Consider the following 15871-nt stretch of genomic DNA (forward strand, 5'->3'; position numbering starts at 1 on the left):
AATCCCAAACGGGCGCGCGCAGGAATCCAGTGCCTTTACGTTCAAAGATTCACCGACGCTGGATGATCAGATCGCCGGCAGATGAAAGGCCCACCAGCCTTTGCCGTAATGACGATCAAATTCAGCGCATCCCTAACGATGCGCACCAACGACGGGCGTAGCCTTTACGCTGTGTGCATCGGCATGACCGGCGATCGGGAGGGCGATTTCTTCGTCGCCATAGATCACACGGTTGCGCCCTTCGCGCTTGGCGCGGTAGAGCGCGTTGTCCGCGTCGATCATCAGTTGGCGCAGCTCATAACCGCTGTGATCGGTCGAGGCAATGCCGAAGCTGGCGGTGATCACCACCTGTCGCGTATCGCCCCATAGCGGCGTGGCAGCGATGGCTTGGCGAATGCGTTCGCACCGCTCGCGTGCCTGCGCGGCGGTGCAGTCGGGCATGAAGATGGCGAACTCCTCGCCGCCCAATCGACCGAAAACGTCGCGCGTACGCAGGTGATGCTGGCAGGCTGCCACGGCGCGCTTGAGCACCATGTCGCCGGTGGCGTGTCCGTGCGTATCGTTGACCTGCTTGAAGTGATCCAGGTCCAACAACACGATGCATGCGCTGCGCGTGGCGCGCGCCGCATGGCGCAGACCCTGTTCGGTTTCGTCGACGAAATGCTGGCGACTGCAAATGCTTGTTAGGCTGTCCTGCGTGGCCAGGCGCTTGAAGCGCAATTGCGACCGCTTGGTGCGCATCAGCCAGAACGCGATGGAGGCGACGATGGTCAGCAGCAACGCAATGTAGGCGCGGCTGGTTTCCATTGCTTTGTGATCGAGCTGACGCTGCAGGGTGAGAATCTGGTTCTGGCGATTGAGCGTATCCAGCTGCGTCTTCTTGGCCTGCACCTGCTGCTTGATGGTTTGGTAGGCCAATGCGCCGGCGGACACGTCGCTGAGGTAGCCTTTGTCGGCCGCCATGTATTTCTCGTGGTAATTCAGCGCCTCGCGCGCGTGGCCTTGCAGGTTCTCGATCTGGTACAGCAGGCGATACGCCAGGCTCAGCGGCTCGGTGTACTCGTTTTCCACCGCGCCGGTAATGGTGGATAGCGCATATTGGCGCGCTTTCGCCATGTCGCCCAAGGCGAAATAGCCCTTGGCAAGCAGCATGTTGAAGTACTGCATCAGCGCGGGGTACTGGTAGCCCTGCACTTCGGCGTAATGATCTTCCAGCAGGCGCACGGCATCGTTGGCGCGACCCTGTTGAATATCGAGCGTGGCCAGGTCGCTGCGCGCGGCATTGGCGAACAACGTTTCGCCGGCCTGCATGCACAGGTCCACCACGTTCTGGAATTGGGAGTGGGTGAGCGAGGCCCGGCCGCCACGGAACAGGGCGTGCACGCGGTAGTAGTCCGCGCGACAACTGTTCTTGCCCTCGGGCACGTTGTCCCGCATGCGCTCGGCGTACTCCACCGCCTGGTCGTACTGACTGGCGATGATGAGAAACTGCGCGGCCTCGCCGAGGGCGCTGTAGCGCGCATCGCGGTCCTTCACCTTGGGCAGCAGTTCGGCCAGTTGGTCGAGTTGGACGAAGGCTTCTTCGTAGCGATGGCCAAAGCCGAAGATGTTGAGCAGCGTCGCATTGGCGCGCAGCCTCAGCGCGGCTTCCGGCGCCTCCTCGGCGATGGTGCGCAACGACACGCTGGCGCGTGCGTAGTTACCGTCGAAGGCGGCCTGCCAAGCCTCCAGGTAGCGCAGCTTCCATTGCTCGTCGAGCGGCAGGTCGCCGGCTTCCTGGGCGAGGTGGTCGAGGATCTTGAGGAATTCGGCGTGGTTGGATGTCTTGATATCCAGCGCGTGTTGCAGCAACTGGTCGGGCGCCTGGCTGGTGGTGGACACGGCCGCAACGGCCGTGCCCACGCTCAGGCCCACAAGGGCAGCCAAGCCCATGCGATAGCGTCGGCTCGTTGTACGTAGCCGAGGCATGGCAGGGTCAGGCGTGTGCGACAACGCGCGGTGTGCCGACGCGCGAGGAGGGGTTGTCTTCCTCTTCCTCGCCCTCTTCCTCTTCTTCCTCGTCCTCGCGCCCCGGGTTGTTCTGCGTGTGAAACATGGGCTGCAGGTCGAGCAAGGCGTACAGCTCGGCGGTGCTCCTGGCGATCACGGCCGCGCCCATTTCCGCGTTGACGTGGGCCTCTTCGAGGGCTGCCACGAGCTCCTCGGGGGTGGCGTGGCGCAATTGGGCATCAGCGCCCACGCGCTCCAGAAATTCGATAACGCTTGTCATGATGGAATGTGTCCCCTGTTTGGTCGTCGTTCGCGACGCAACCTCCCCCTGATCCTTGCCACCCCCTCCCCCGGGGGAGAACGAGGAGGAGGCGATCATAGCGCTGTTTTCAGCTCAAAACGTCTAATCGAACACCTGCGAATAGACGTCCTGGCTCAGGTGGGGCATGCATCCAGCGCGGCCAGGCGGGCGGCAATCGCCTCGTCGCGCAGCAAAGGGGCGGCCGGCGGTACGACCAGGGTATCGGCGCCGTTGAGATCAGCCTGGGGCAGCTGCGCGAGCGGCAGGCGCTCTATTCGGGGCGTCTGGGTGGGCAGGGTGGCGGCGCGGTAAATGGTGACTTCGTGGTCGAGCGGATAGTGCCGCGCGAGCACGTCCACCAATACCTGGCGATGCGCCGGGCCGGTGGCGAAATGCTTGCTGGTGGTTTCTCCTGCCAGGCCAACCTGCCAAAGGATCAGCCAGGCTGTGGGGTCCACCTGGCGGCGATAGACCATGAACTGGGTAGTATCGAAATGCTGGCAGCCGACGCTCCCGGGGTCGATGCCGAGGTCGGCGTACAGGCAGTCCTCGGAGGAAATGCCGGCCTCCATATGCGCGCGATAGCCTTCGGCACGGGCTTCCTTCACCGCGCGGTGCGGGGCCCAGGCAAACACGCCGGGGTGGCCGTAGAACACGGCACATACGCGCCTCCCCGCACGCACCTCGGCGAGGATGGCGTCGACCATTTCGCGATAGGTCTGCAGGCGCGATTTTCCCTCGCGGTAATAGGGCTGGAGGCTGCGCACGTCGGCGTGCATACCCTTGAGCCACAACTCGACGATGCCGTCGGAAACACCTGCGAACACCACTTCCGCCGTTTCGATATGGCTGCGCGCCAAGGCCGTGATGTGCGAGCCCAGCGTGATGCCGACACCGACGCAGGCGAGGCTGCCATGGGAGGTAGACGTGCTCAAAGCCTGGCGCTCCTGGGTCGCTCAGGGCATGGGCGGACGCCCCCTGCCGTGTGCGCGGAGCATAAGCAAAGCGTGCTTAGTGTTTCTACCTCAATTTGTCACGTAGAGTCTGGCCAATACTGCGTGTAAGTTATGAGCCTGAGCATTTGTAGGCCTTGTGTGTCCCGCATGACTTGCCCGCGTTTAGGCAAGGGCTCGGCCCGCATCGGGTGACGATGCGGGGTTCTCCAATGGGCGAGCGCTGCCCCCTTTGCCGGGCTGGTCCTTGAGGTACGGCCGCGTGGGCTATCCCGGCAGGTCGGACGCCTCGGCAAGACGAACGGTCAGCCGGCCGGCTTCAAAGGCCTCGATGAGGAAGAAGGGCAGGTCCAGGTACCAGTGACCCCGACTCACCGTCGCGTCGTAATGCAGTGCGTCGCTCCCCTCCTGCGACAGGAGCAAGGTTTGCTTCATGCCATCGGCAAGGTTGCTAGGGCCGCCGATGCGGCGATAGCTGGCGTTGCTGCCGACATGGAACGTCGCATTGCCCCAGCGCACCGGCGGGTGTGGCGGGAACGGTTCGGCGCCGTGGAATCCAAACAGCTCGTCATGGCTGAGCAGGCTGTCGCGGATCGTGGGCCACAGCAGTTCCCGCAGAAAGTACTGGTCGGTAAAGCGGAAGTCGGGTGGCTGCGTCTGCGCGTAGCTCTCGATCAGGGGCGCGATGGGAGGGAGCGCACCTCGGCAGCCTGCCCATAGGCCGGCGAGCAGCAGCTCGGTGTGCGTGAAGTAGTCACGCATGTGATGGAACCAGCGGCCGCTCGCGATCCACGCTGCGATGGCCGGCACCTCGCGTTCGGAGAGCAGCGAGTCGGCATCGCGCACCATGAAGCGATCCACCGTGGGGTCATCGAGTACGAGAAAGCGCCACATGGTGCCCGGCATGGTGCGTCGCGTGGCTTCGTCGACCACGACTACCTGCGCGCTTGCGGCGCGCAAGCGTGCGGCGACATGCGCGGGCACGGTGTCGTCGAGGTAGAAGCGACAGGTCCAACCTGGAAAAAGCTCCGCCGCAATGCGTGCGTTCATCACGGCCGGCTCGCCATACCGTGGATTGGCGCCGTACAGGCTGTAGGCAATGACGTTACGCGAGGGCTGCGTGGGATCGAATGGCAAGGGCGCATGCGCCGGAATGTCCCAGCGCCGATGATCGCGATAACGCGCATCGGCGGCTTGGAGCGAGCGCTGTCCGTAGAGGCGAAGTTCGTCGGCCTTGCCCAGCCATCCGCATACCTCGGCCAAGCCGTCGATCCATGTTGGCGCAACGCGGTTTCTGTGCTCGGGCGGCAGGGCGTCGATCTGGCGATAGACGCGATACGCCGCTTCGTGGCGGCCATCGCGCATCAGGCACAGCGCGTAGTCGCCAAGCACCGAGGGGTTGCCCGGTGCCATCGCAAGCGCCTGCTCGGCCAGGCGACACGCATCGGCGTATCGCGCGGCGTTCATCGCGGCGATGAACTCGCTGGCGAGTCGTTGCAGTCGGGCATGGTTGGCCGGCCCGGTCGATCGGTTCGGTGCGTGCCGCTTGGGTGGGGTGAAGGGCTTTCTTGCCATAGCGATATCGTGATCGGGCAGGCGTCGAGGGCAGGCGCGCCGTTGCGGCGGGCGCCTCGTGTCCGACAGGCCACCTGAAAAGGAGTGGGGGAAAGGGGGGCTTTGTTACACAGAGAGATATCGCGCGTCTGTCCGTCGATGCCTATAGGACAGGTCCCCATTTGCGGTTCGAGTGGATGCAGCGTGTGCCGCGGCACCGATGACAGGTCACGCCGATGGTGATTCCATCGGCTTTGTGGCGCCATGGTGCTGTCGGGCGACGCGAGCTGGGCCCGGTGTGCTTCTCCGATCGTCGATGTGTGGTGCCGGAAGGCTTGGGTTAGCGCCTGCTCAGCTTACCCACTGCTGTACGCGGCCATGCCATAGGCGACGCGTGCGCGTGTGCACCTGGTCGCCGCGATGGAAATGCTCGGTCCATGAGTCGCGACCGGCGTCCACTTTGCAACGGGCCGTGGGCAGGGGTGTCTCGGCGAGCACCGGCGCCAGGCAACGGAAAGCGCGGCGAATATCCGAGGGCGTGCCCTCGCCAAACTGGAACACGAAGATGGCGGGGCTATGCGGCAGTGGAAATTGGCCGTCGTCCAGAAAGCGCCGATCGCAGGTGAACAAGGCCACGCCGTGTTGCAGCGCATGCGCGGCATGCACTTGGGCGGGTTGACCAAGCAGGTTGGCTTCGGCGGCGGTCTGCACGGCTGCGCCTACCGAGCGCAATAACTCCACGGCACACAGAGGGAAATGCTCGTCGACGTAAAAGCCGGCTGTCGCATGCGAGCCCAGTTCGTCGACCTGCTCATGCATCGTCGCCGTTGACGATGACGGGATGTCGTGCAGGTCTTCCGGATTTCGCCACATCGGGCACCTCAATTCCGTTCGGCCGTGCGGGCTAGCGTTGTGATTCATCACGTCGTCGTCAAGTTCGCAATTTCCTATTTCCTTCGGCGTATGCGTGGTGACGCGACGTAAACGCTTACGAAGCAACTTGTCTTGCGCGTGCCTGACGAACGTTGCCGTTTTACCTTGCGATGAGCGCAGTGGCCATACGGTCTTTGGGCCAACATGCTATGGGTTAGCGTGCGCTGCGCGCTTCCAAACCAATACGAATGGCATCGGCGCTGGTCGCTGCACCCAGGCGTCGTAGCAGGCTGGCGCGATGCATCTTCACCGTCTTTTCCTCGATGCCCAGCATGGCGGCGATCTGTTTGTTGCGATGACCTGCAAGCATCAGCTCCAGCACTTGGCGCTGGCGCCGGGTCAACGCGGCGACCAGGCTGGCGGCTTGTTGCCCGCGTGCACCAGGTAGCGGCGTGGCCTCGTTCGAAACGTCCATCTGCGAGCCCAGGAAGTAACTGACGCTGCCGTCGCTTGCACGGATGGGCGCAATCATCACGGCGTTGTCGAAGTGCGACCCGTCCTTGCGGTAGTTGCGCAATACCGTCAGCACTGGCAGGCCCTGCGCGATGGCCGAGGCAAGGGCAGCGCGACGATCCGGCTCGGTTTCCGCGCCGACTAAAAAGCGGCAGTTTCTGCCGAGGATGTCTTCGCGCGGATAGCCGGTGAGCCGGCAAAAGGCGCTGTTCGCGCAAACGATCGGGTTGTCCGGCAGGTGCGGGTTAGTGATCACGGTGGCGATGGGAGATAGCTCGATCGAAGCAAACAACGAGCGTTCGAATTCGGAATCGTGCATGCGCGGGACCTTGGACATCGCGGCGGAATCGATGGGCAGTGTACGTTGCCGCCGACCCTTTCGGATTTCCCTGGAACCCGCGCCGTTCTACAGTGGGGGCCGGACCCTGGCCGGAGCCCTCCCATGCGCCTGCTGCACTTTGAACAGGATGGACGCCGTGGCTTGGCGGTGGATGCTGGCGCCGGCTGGCGCGCACGTTTCGAGGGTGACTTGGCCTTTCCGGGCGACGCGGGTGCCATCGCCCGACGGGACGTGGAGGCGCAAAAGCAGCTGCTCGCGGCGGTGGCGACGGGCGTGCCCGTTGACGTGGAATCGCTGCGCTGCCTTCCCCCGTGCACGCGGCCGGGCAAGATCATCTGCCTTGGCCTCAACTATCGCGATCACGCACACGAATTCGAATTCCAGCCGCCGAGTTACCCCACCGTGTTCGCGCGCTTTGCCTCCAGTCTGATCGGTCACGAGGCGCCGCTGGTGCGTCCGCGCGTGTCCACCGCTTTCGATTTCGAGGGCGAACTGGCGGTGGTATTGGGCAAGGGTGGTCGGCACATCGCGCTCGGCGCCGCGCTCGATCACGTGTTCGGCTACAGCGTGTTCAACGACGGCTCCATCCGCGATTACCAGCTGCGCACGCCGCAATGGACGGTGGGCAAGAATTTCGATGGCACCGGTGCGTTCGGTCCATGGCTGGTCACCGCCGATGCCCTGCCGCCCGGCGCGCGCGGGCTCATGCTGGAAACGCGCCTCAACGGCGAGGTGATGCAGCGCGCGTCCACGCAGGACATGATCTTCGACGTGGCGCAGACCATCGCGCTGCTCAGCGAATGCATGACGCTGGACGCCGGCGACGTGCTGGTGATGGGCACACCGTCGGGCGTGGGTTATGCGCGCAAGCCGCCGCTGTACATGAAGGCTGGTGACGTATGCGAGGTCGCCATCGAGGGCATCGGTACCTTGCGCAATACGGTGCAGGACGAGCGCTGAGCGCTCGTCCTGTGTTATTGCTTACGACTTGGTGCCGCCCTGCATGGCCGCCAGCGCGGTGAGCAAGGCCTGCCCATTCGGCGAGCCCAAGCCGGTGCAGGCATCCCAGCCCTTGGCCGCCTTGAACTTGCCGTTGCTGCCCTGGGTGATGTCGTGGAACGCGCTGCTGCCGATGCTGTAGAACGCCGCGTGCGGGTCGCCCAGGCTCTGGCCCAGTTGCTGATTGAAACGCGCGACGAGTGCCGCCCACAGCGGCGCCACGGCGCTGGTGCCGCCAATGACCTGGTCCTGTCCATCCACCCGCACCTGATAACCCGTCGTGGGGTCGGCGTCGCCGGCTACATCGGGTACGCCGCGTCCGGCGAAGCCTTGCGCGCCCGCCGGTACGTTGGCGTTCGACTGCCAGCTCGGCAGTGCGAACTGCGCGCTGACGCCGCCGCCCGTCGCGCCCTCGTTGCTGGCCAGCTCGTTCCACACCGTTTCGCTGCCGATGGCGTTGCCGCTGGCGATCAAGCGCGTGCCGCCGCAAGCCAGCGCATAAGGGCTGGAGGCGGGGAAGTCGACATGTGGCTGGTCGTCGCTGGCGCCATCGGTGAAGCCACTGTCGCCGCAGGCCACGGTGACGGTGAGGCCCAGCGCTGCCGCATCCTGCAAGGCGCTCTCCATCGCCGCGAGCGAGGATGCGCTCCAGTTGTTCTCCGGGCCGCCCCAGCTGATGGAGATCACCGAGGGGTGGTTGGTGCTGTCATGCGCGGCCTGCGAAATGGCCTCGTAGAAACCCTGGTCGGTGTTGGGTGCGAGGTACACCGCAAGGTTGGCGCCCGGCGCGAGGGCGCCGATCACTTCCACGTCCAGCATCACTTCGCCATCGGCATCGCCGCCGGGTTGACTGCTGCCGCCGGCTACCGACACCACCGCGACACTGGGTGCCTTGGCGATGCCCAGGGACTGCATATAGGTGTCGAAGTCGCTCTGGGTAAAACCGCCGCCCAGCTCGATCACCGCCACGGTCTGGCCGCTGCCGTCCAGGTTCGCGGGGAAGGCATACAGGTTGCCCAGTTGCACCGGGGTGTAGGTCACCGACGGTTGCGCGGCAGGGCGACGAAAATGCGGGCGCGCCACCGGGCGCTGATCCAATCCAAGCACGGCGATAACCGCCGGGGCGATGCTGCCCGGCAATACCGGCGGCTGGTGGCAGCCGATCATCGGGGCACCACCGTCGGCAAACTGGTAGCGGCCCAGCTCCACGCCGAACGCCTGCTGCAAGGCCTGCGGCGTGCCGCGCAGATGCAGTACGCGGCGATGCGGCTCGCAGCCGATCTCGCTCAATCCATGTTGGCTGGCGAAGCCTCGCAGGATGGCTACGTCGGCCGGGTCCGCGCCCCACTGCGCCGCGAACGCTTCGCGGCTGGGACGCGCCTGGGGCGGCCAACCGGCAGGGGCCGGGTGCGCGCCGCGGCGGCGCAACACCACCGTGATATCGATCGGTTCGTTGCCCTGGTGCGGGCCCAGATATCGGGCTTCGGCGGCCAGCGGCCAATGCTTGCGGGGGACGTGGGCGGTGCTCATGGGGACAGGCTCCTGTAGCGCAGGGCGAGGGTGGACCGGCGCATGTGTCAGTGGAGTGTTCGGCGCTCGGGGCCGTTCATGCATGGTGCGGTTTGGTCGTCTCATGGTCCGCGTCAATCCGCCCTGCACGGAGTCTTCGTCGGCTGGCGCTAAAATGGTTGAATGTTTTGCCCAAGAGGCCTGTCATGAACTATCCCCACGTTCGCATGCGCCGCATGCGTCGCGATGCGTTTTCCCGCGCACTGATGCGTGAGCACACACTGTTGGCCAGCGACCTGATCATGGTGGCCTTCGTGATCGAAGGCGACGCGCAGCGTGAGCCGGTGCCTTCGATGCCGGGCGTGGAGCGACTGTCCATCGACGAACTGCTCAAGCTTGGCGGCGAGTGCGTGCGCCTGGGCATTCCTGCGCTGGCGCTGTTCCCCTCGCCGGGCTCGGCGGTAAAGACCGAAGACGCCCGCGAAGCCTGGAACCCGCAAGGCCTCATGCAGCGCGCCACGCGCGCACTCAAGGCCGCTTACCCGGGGCTGGGCCTGATTGGCGACGTGGCGCTGGACCCGTACACCACGCACGGCCAGGACGGCCTGATCGATGAGAGCGGCTACGTGATGAACGAGCCCACCATCGAGGCGCTGATCAAGATGTCGCTGGCGCAGGCTGAGGCCGGCATGGATTTCGTCGCACCGTCGGACATGATGGATGGTCGCATCGGCGCGATCCGCGAGGCGCTGGAAGCGGCCGGTTACATCCACACCCGCATCCTGGCCTATTCCGCCAAGTACGCGTCGGCCTTCTATGGCCCGTTCCGCGATGCGGTGGGCTCGGCCGGCAACCTCGGCAAGGGCAACAAGCACACCTATCAGATGGACGTGGGCAACAGCGACGAAGCCTTGCGCGAGATCGAGCTGGATATCGCCGAAGGCGCCGACGTGGTGATGGTGAAGCCTGGCATGCCTTACCTCGACGTACTGCGTCGCGTGAAGGACACCTTCGGCATGCCCACCTTCGTGTACCAGGTGAGCGGCGAGTACGCGATGCTCAAGGCCGCCGCGCAAAACGGCTGGCTGGACGAAAAGGCCGTGGTGCTGGAATCGCTCACCGCGTTCAAGCGCGCCGGGGCCGACGCCATCCTCACCTACTTTGCGGTGGACGCCGCGCGTTGGCTGCGCGGGGAATAAGCCCCGCGCCGTCGTGGCCCGTGCGCGGCGTTCAGCCGAGCACGGACACGGCGTCCACGACCAAGTGCGCGGTCATGTTGATCCAGAGATTGCGCCGCCACAGATAGAGCAGCGAAAACGCCAGGCCACCCACGGCCACGATGATCTGGTGGCTCCAGCCCCAGGCGCCGACATGCGCAAGCGTGAACACGCTGCAGGAGATCAACACCGCCACCCATCGACGCCCGCTGAGTTCCTGCAGGCGCTCCATGGCGTAACCGCGAAACATCAATTCTTCCGCGACCGCTGCACGCAGCGAGGAGATCAAGCGCCACCACAGCGGCGTCTGCGCAAGCAGCTGCGCGTTGGTGGTGCTGGCGATCTGGTCGGACACGTGCAGCGCGGGCAGCACCCACAGATACAGCACGCCCATGAACACGGTGAGCGCGATGCCTGCGGCAACGCCCACGGCGATGGCGCGCAGCGTGGGACGACACAGGCCGACCGAGGTGAGCGGGCGCCCTTCGACCCTGCGCACGTAGAGCACCAGCACGAGGCTGGCGAGCCACCAGGCCGCCTCATAGGTGACCAGGTGCGTCGTGTCGGCGAATTCGTTGAGCCAGCGGGCCAGGGGCAGCCACGCAAAGCCCATGGCCCAGGTCAGGCCGAGCAAGGTGATGACGGTACGGCGTGAGGCGATGGGAGAGAGTGTGTCGTTGGCAACACTCATGAGCGGGCCTGCCGGGTTGGGGGGTTAGGGCGTGGGCGGGGGCGTCGTCGCCAGCGCGATGAACTGATCCATCGCCGCTGTGGTGCGTGCGCGATCGCCCGTGGTCATGACATCCAGGAACAAGCCATCGAACACGGCGACGCACAGGGTCGCCATGGACGGAGTGCGCATGGGCGCCGACATCAGCGAAAGGGTGAGGGACAGCGACTTGGCCGCGTCCTGCTGCAGATAGGTCGCGTACGTGTCGGGGTCCTGGATGGCCAGTACCTGCAGCTCGTAGAGCAGCTTCAGGTAGGGAAAGTTGGCCTCGTCGATGGCCCAGTCCCAGAAGCGGCGCAGCAGCGGGGGCGAATTGCCCGAGTGGCCTGGCTCCCGCACCAGGTCGGTGGCGGCCTGGTGCACGTGGGTCTGCATGGCGCCGAGCACATGGGCGAGCAGGCCTTCCTTGGAGCCGAAGTGGTAGACCAGCAGGCGCGCGCTGGTGCCCACGCCAGCGGCAAGCGGGCGCAGCGATACATCGGCCAGGCCGTGCTCCAGCAGGTAGGCAATGAGGGCCTGGGTCAGCTCGTCTTTTCGCATCGTCATGTAACGGATGTTACATGTAACGATTGTTTCAGTTCAATGCATGATCACCCACGGGCCAGCGGCCCAGGCCTGGTCCCATGGAACGTTGGTCGGGTTCGTGCCGGGGCTAGGCGTACTGCGCGATGCCGTTGCCGAACGACCAGTTTTCCTTGGCGGTTTCCAGCAGGTTGATGAATACGTCCTCCGGGCGCAGCCCAGGCTCGCGCGCCAAGAGCTCGGCGGTGCACTGGTAGAACGCTTTCTTCTGCTCGACCGTGCGCGAGTTGTTGCAGGCGATCTGGATGATCACCAGCTCATCGGTGCGTGCGATATCCAGGTAGCCCGGATCGGCATCGAACTCCTCCGCGTCATGCTGGTGCACCAGGATGAAGCGATCGTTGGCCGGTACGTTGAACACCTCGGTCATGGCCCGATAGATGCTGTTGCGGATGGCGGCGATGTGCTGCGCGGACTTGCCGCGACGCAGGCTGATGCGAACGAGAGGCATGGGCTACTCCGTACGTTTAGGGCTGGGAGACGTGCCCCACCGAGTACCACTGGCGTTGGCCATGGGGCGCAGCGGGCGGGCTGTCCTCGAACAGGCGCAGGCGCACCTGCGTCCAGTGGGTGGGCTCGAAGGCATTCACGCCGGCGCAGGCCTGGCGTTCGGCCTCGTGCTGCAAGGCATCGTGTGCGTCGCGGCGCAAGGTATCCAGCGACGCATGCGGCGGTATCGTCAGGATCTCGCGCGAGGCGATGCGCGCATGGCGCACCTGTGCCGGCAAATAGGCATCCCACACGGGCCAGCAGCGTATGGACGGCCAGCCGAAATCGCGTGTGGCATGGGCGAAGCCGGCGCTGCCGAGAAAGCGCTGCATGGCCTCGCTGTCGCGCCACACGTAGAACGGCGCGTACAGATTCTCGGGGCCGTGCGTGCCGCGCTGGGCGTACAGGTACGCCTTCATCAGCAGCCCGTCGAAATGATCCAGCAACGGCCCCTTCTCCACGATGCGGCGGCGGATGATCGCCATGTCGTAGTCGGCGGGCAGGGTGAAGCTGTATTGCATGGCGATCATGCGGCGGACTCCTCGCCCAGCAGTGCGCGCAAGGGCCCCACCGCCGAGGCCGCCGCCGGCCAGCCGGCGTAGAACGCCAGGTGGGTGATCAGTGCGGCGAGTTGCGGCGGCTCCAACCCGTTGTCCCGTGCACGTTGCAGATGAAACGGAAGCTGCTCGCTACGGCTGAGGGCGATAAGCGCGGCCAGCGTCGCCACGCTGCGTTCGCGCGGTGACAAGGCGGCGTCTTCCCAGATGCGCTCGAACAGCACGCGGTCGGTGAGCTCGGCCAGCACCGGCGCGATATCGCCGAAATGGCGCTGGCCGTGGTCGGATCGGATGGACATGGCGACACCCTGCAACGTGTTGACGGGGTGCAGCGTAGGGCGGAGAGTATCGTTCTGAAAATCGAATAATTCGGTACTTACCATCCAATGAAACGGGATGATTGCCATGCGCCGCATCACCTTCGATCTCGATGTCCTGCGCAGTTTCGTCGCGGGCGTGGAACTGGGCAGCTTTGCCCGCGCCGCCGATCGCCTGGGGCGCTCCACCTCAGCCGTGAGCGCGCAACTGAAGAAGCTGGAGGAGCAGGCCGGCGCGCCGATGTTGCGCAAATCCGGCCGCGGCCTGGTCCTCACCGAAGCGGGTGAAACCATGCTGGCCTACGCACGCCGGCTGCTGGACCTCAACGACGAAGCGGCCGCCGCGCTGCATGGCGCGGAGCTGGAAGGCTGGGTTCGTCTGGGCTTGCAGGAGGACTTCGGCGAAAGCCTGTTGCCGGCTGCCCTGGGCCGTTTTGCGCGGGCGCATCCGCGCGTGCGGGTGGAGATCTGCATCGCGCGCAATGCGGACATGCTGGCGCGTGTGGCCGCTGGCACGCTCGACCTGGCCCTGGCATGGGAGAGCGACAAGCACATGCCCCATGTGCAACGCGTGGACGAGTTGCCGTTGTGCTGGGTGGGCGCGGCATCCCAGCCCATGGCCTGGGCGCGGGATCACGGCGAGCCGTTGCCCCTGGTGATGCTGGATGCTCCCTGCCTGATGCGCAGCGCGGCGACGGCGGCGCTGGATCGCGCGGGCATTCCATGGCGCATCGCCTTCACCAGTGCCAGCCTGGCCGGCATCTGGGCCGCGGTGGCGGCCGGCCTGGGCGTGTCGTTGCGCACACCGGCGGGGTTGCCCTCCAGCGTGCGCGCGCTGGCGGCCCGCGAGTACGGCTTGCCGCCGCTGGGGCGGCACGGCTTGTGCCTGTATCGCGCCGAGGCGGAACCCTCGCCGGTGGTCGAGCGGCTCGCTGCCATCCTCACCCAGCAATGGCAGGGCCTGTTGCCGCTGGCGGCGTGACGCACGTACCCAAACGAGGCGGACGGGGTTCGCGCCCGCGTGGAATAATCGACCTCCCCCGAATGGAGTGTGCGAGTGGATAGCCACCATTTTCTGGCGACGGCGCTGGTGTTTCTGGTCGCAACGGTGATCGCGGTTCCGCTGACCAAGCGCTTCCGACTCGGCTCGGTGCTCGGCTATCTGCTGGCGGGCATCGTCATCGGCCCGCAGGAACTGGGCCTGGTGTCGGACACCTCCGGCGTGGCCACCATCTCCGAATTCGGCGTGGTGCTGATGCTGTTCGTGATCGGCCTGGAACTGTCGCCGCAGCGCCTGTGGGTGATGCGCCGGCAAGTGTTCGGCACCGGCTTGCTGCAGGTGCTCGCCACCAGCCTGGTGATCGGCGCGGCGGCGTATTACTTGTTCGGCCTGAGCGTGAACGCGGCCACCATTGTAGGCGGCAGCCTGGCGCTTTCATCCACCGCGTTCGGCCTGCAGATTCTGGCCGAGCGCAAGGAGGCCGGCTCGCCGTATGGGCGCCAGGCCTTCGCGATTCTGTTGTTTCAGGATCTGGCGGCCATTCCGCTGATTGCGGCGGTGCCCTTGCTCGCCAGCTCGACCAAACATGGCATCGACGCGCTCGCCGTGTTGCGCACGGTGGGCGCCATCGTGGCGGTGATGGTGGGCGGTCGCTATCTGCTGCGTCCGGTGTTCCGTTTCGTGGCCAAGGCGGACACGGTGGAAGTCTCCACCGCGACGGCGCTGCTGGTGGTGATGGGCACGGCGTGGTTGATGGAGAAGGTCGGTGTTTCCGCCACGCTGGGCGCGTTCCTTGCCGGCGTGCTGTTGGCCGACTCGGAATACCGCCACGACCTGGAATCACACCTGGAGCCGTTCAAGGGCTTGCTGCTGGGCTTGTTCTTCATCAGCGTCGGCATGTCGATGGACATCATGCTGCTGGTGCACCAACCGCTGGTGGTGGCCGGCCTGGTGCTGGGCCTGCTGCTGGTGAAAGGCACCTTGCTGTGGCCGTTGGGCCGCGTGGTGGGCGGGCTGGATCGACGCGATGCCTTGCGCCTGGCGGCGCTGCTGGCCTGCGGCGGTGAATTTGCTTTCGTGGTGTTGAAGCTGGCGCGCGAGCAGAGCCTCATCAGCGCTGACCAGCACGGCCTGCAGGTGTTGGCCATCACGTTGTCGATGGCGCTGACGCCACTGCTGGTGGCCTTGCTGGGCAAGGTGATGGGGAGCAAGCCCAAACCGGTGCGCGAGTTCGACACCATCGTGGCCGATTCGCCGCGCGTGATCATTGCCGGCTTCGGTCGCATGGGCCAGATCGTGGCGCGCGTACTGCGCGCGCAGGACATTCCCTTCGTGGCGCTGGATCACTCGGTGGAGCAGATCGATCAGGTGCAGCGCTTCGGCCGGTGGAACAATATTTTCTACGGCGACCCCGCGCGCCCGGAGTTGTTGCGCGCCGCGCAGGCCGACCAGGCCAGCGTGTTCGTGCTGGCGGTGGATGATGCCGAGGCAAGCCTGCGCACCGCGCGCGTGGTGCGTCGCCTGTATCCGGACATGAAGATCATCGCGCGTGCGCGCAATCGCCAGCACGCATGGCGATTGATGGATCTGGGCGTGGAGATGCCGGTGCGCGAGACGCTGTATTCCAGCCTCAAGATGACTCGGCAAACGCTGGAACTGCTCGGCATGACGCCGGAGCTGGCGGCTGATCGCGTCGAGCGCTTCCGCCGCCATGACGCCGAGCTGCTCAAGCGCCAGTATCTGGTGTACGACGACGATGCGCGCATCGTGCAGACCACGCGAGAAGCCCTGGCCGACCTCGACCAGCTCTACCAGGCCGATACCGAGCCGGAAGCCCAGGAAGAGCGCAATCGCCCCACCGGCGTGACGCCGGGCGACAAGGATGTCACGCGTTGACGCATCGCCCTCGCCGCGCAAGGCGGCGAGGGCGGTTGAGCGGCTTTGCGAG

Annotated in this window: 16 protein-coding genes; 4 read left to right on the plus strand and 12 right to left on the minus strand. The window is 65.6% G+C overall.

Translation table 11 applies throughout. From position 1 onward, the window contains the following. Positions 1-132: 132 nt before the first annotated feature. From AC3G2C_RS03995 to AC3G2C_RS04020, 6 genes are all read right to left on the minus strand, one after another. Positions 133-1932 carry a sensor domain-containing diguanylate cyclase gene (locus AC3G2C_RS03995; RefSeq protein ID WP_488383327.1) on the minus strand — a complete coding sequence of 600 codons (1800 nt, stop codon included), beginning with the start codon at positions 1930-1932 and terminating at the stop codon, positions 133-135. 43 nt (positions 1933-1975) lie between these two features. Next, positions 1976-2269 (minus strand): hypothetical protein, encoded by a 294-nt coding sequence (locus AC3G2C_RS04000; RefSeq protein WP_488383328.1) that lies wholly within the window; start codon positions 2267-2269, stop codon positions 1976-1978. A gap of 155 nt (positions 2270-2424) precedes the next feature. After that, entirely contained in the window at positions 2425-3225 is an 801-nt protein-coding gene (locus AC3G2C_RS04005; RefSeq protein WP_488383329.1) for an SAM-dependent methyltransferase, read from the minus strand. Positions 3226-3510: 285 nt separating this feature from the next. Continuing rightward, the gene (locus tag AC3G2C_RS04010) at positions 3511-4818 is read right to left on the minus strand and encodes a tetratricopeptide repeat protein (protein WP_488383330.1); all 1308 of its coding nucleotides are present in this window, start codon (positions 4816-4818) and stop codon (positions 3511-3513) included. 330 nt (positions 4819-5148) lie between these two features. Next, a complete protein-coding gene (locus AC3G2C_RS04015) occupies positions 5149-5670 on the minus strand; it encodes a DUF5615 family PIN-like protein (RefSeq protein ID WP_488383331.1) in 522 nt (173 codons plus the stop codon). A 214-nt stretch (positions 5671-5884) separates the two neighbouring features. Next, entirely contained in the window at positions 5885-6502 is a 618-nt protein-coding gene (locus AC3G2C_RS04020) for a response regulator transcription factor (RefSeq protein WP_488383332.1), read from the minus strand. 123 nt (positions 6503-6625) lie between these two features. Between AC3G2C_RS04020 and AC3G2C_RS04025 the strand changes: the two genes are divergently transcribed. Beyond that, entirely contained in the window at positions 6626-7483 is an 858-nt protein-coding gene (locus AC3G2C_RS04025) for a fumarylacetoacetate hydrolase family protein (protein WP_488383333.1), read from the plus strand. Between the two features lie 21 nt (positions 7484-7504). On the opposite strand, the gene AC3G2C_RS04030 is transcribed toward AC3G2C_RS04025, so the two are convergent. Continuing rightward, positions 7505-9052: a S53 family peptidase gene (locus tag AC3G2C_RS04030; RefSeq protein WP_488383334.1), complete on the minus strand. Its 1548-nt coding sequence runs from the start codon at positions 9050-9052 to the stop codon at positions 7505-7507. 185 nt (positions 9053-9237) lie between these two features. Here AC3G2C_RS04030 and hemB point away from each other — a divergent pair, with 185 nt between their 5' ends. Continuing rightward, positions 9238-10230 carry a porphobilinogen synthase gene (gene hemB, locus AC3G2C_RS04035; RefSeq protein WP_488383335.1) on the plus strand — a complete coding sequence of 331 codons (993 nt, stop codon included), beginning with the start codon at positions 9238-9240 and terminating at the stop codon, positions 10228-10230. A 31-nt stretch (positions 10231-10261) separates the two neighbouring features. On the opposite strand, the gene AC3G2C_RS04040 is transcribed toward hemB, so the two are convergent. The 5 genes from AC3G2C_RS04040 to AC3G2C_RS04060 all read right to left on the minus strand — a co-directional run bounded on the left by AC3G2C_RS04040 (position 10262) and on the right by AC3G2C_RS04060 (position 12905). Further along, positions 10262-10939 (minus strand): CPBP family intramembrane glutamic endopeptidase, encoded by a 678-nt coding sequence (locus AC3G2C_RS04040; protein WP_488383336.1) that lies wholly within the window; start codon positions 10937-10939, stop codon positions 10262-10264. A gap of 24 nt (positions 10940-10963) precedes the next feature. Further along, on the minus strand, positions 10964-11524 hold the full coding sequence (locus AC3G2C_RS04045; protein ID WP_488383337.1) for a TetR/AcrR family transcriptional regulator: 561 nt from the start codon (positions 11522-11524) through the stop codon (positions 10964-10966). Between the two features lie 106 nt (positions 11525-11630). Next, on the minus strand, positions 11631-12011 hold the full coding sequence (locus tag AC3G2C_RS04050; protein WP_488383338.1) for a tautomerase family protein: 381 nt from the start codon (positions 12009-12011) through the stop codon (positions 11631-11633). A gap of 16 nt (positions 12012-12027) precedes the next feature. Continuing rightward, positions 12028-12579 (minus strand): DUF4865 family protein, encoded by a 552-nt coding sequence (locus tag AC3G2C_RS04055; RefSeq protein ID WP_488383339.1) that lies wholly within the window; start codon positions 12577-12579, stop codon positions 12028-12030. Beyond that, complete coding sequence (locus AC3G2C_RS04060; RefSeq protein WP_488383340.1) at positions 12576-12905, minus strand: carboxymuconolactone decarboxylase family protein; 330 nt, start codon at positions 12903-12905, stop codon at positions 12576-12578. The genes AC3G2C_RS04055 and AC3G2C_RS04060 overlap by 4 nt, the downstream gene beginning before the upstream one ends. A gap of 106 nt (positions 12906-13011) precedes the next feature. Here AC3G2C_RS04060 and AC3G2C_RS04065 point away from each other — a divergent pair, with 106 nt between their 5' ends. Beyond that, the gene (locus AC3G2C_RS04065; RefSeq protein ID WP_488383341.1) at positions 13012-13905 is read left to right on the plus strand and encodes a LysR substrate-binding domain-containing protein; all 894 of its coding nucleotides are present in this window, start codon (positions 13012-13014) and stop codon (positions 13903-13905) included. Positions 13906-13980: 75 nt separating this feature from the next. Next, positions 13981-15819 (plus strand): monovalent cation:proton antiporter-2 (CPA2) family protein, encoded by a 1839-nt coding sequence (locus AC3G2C_RS04070; RefSeq protein ID WP_488383342.1) that lies wholly within the window; start codon positions 13981-13983, stop codon positions 15817-15819. Positions 15820-15871: the final 52 nt, after the last annotated feature.

Source organism: Frateuria sp. sgz306004 (genome assembly GCF_057750885.1).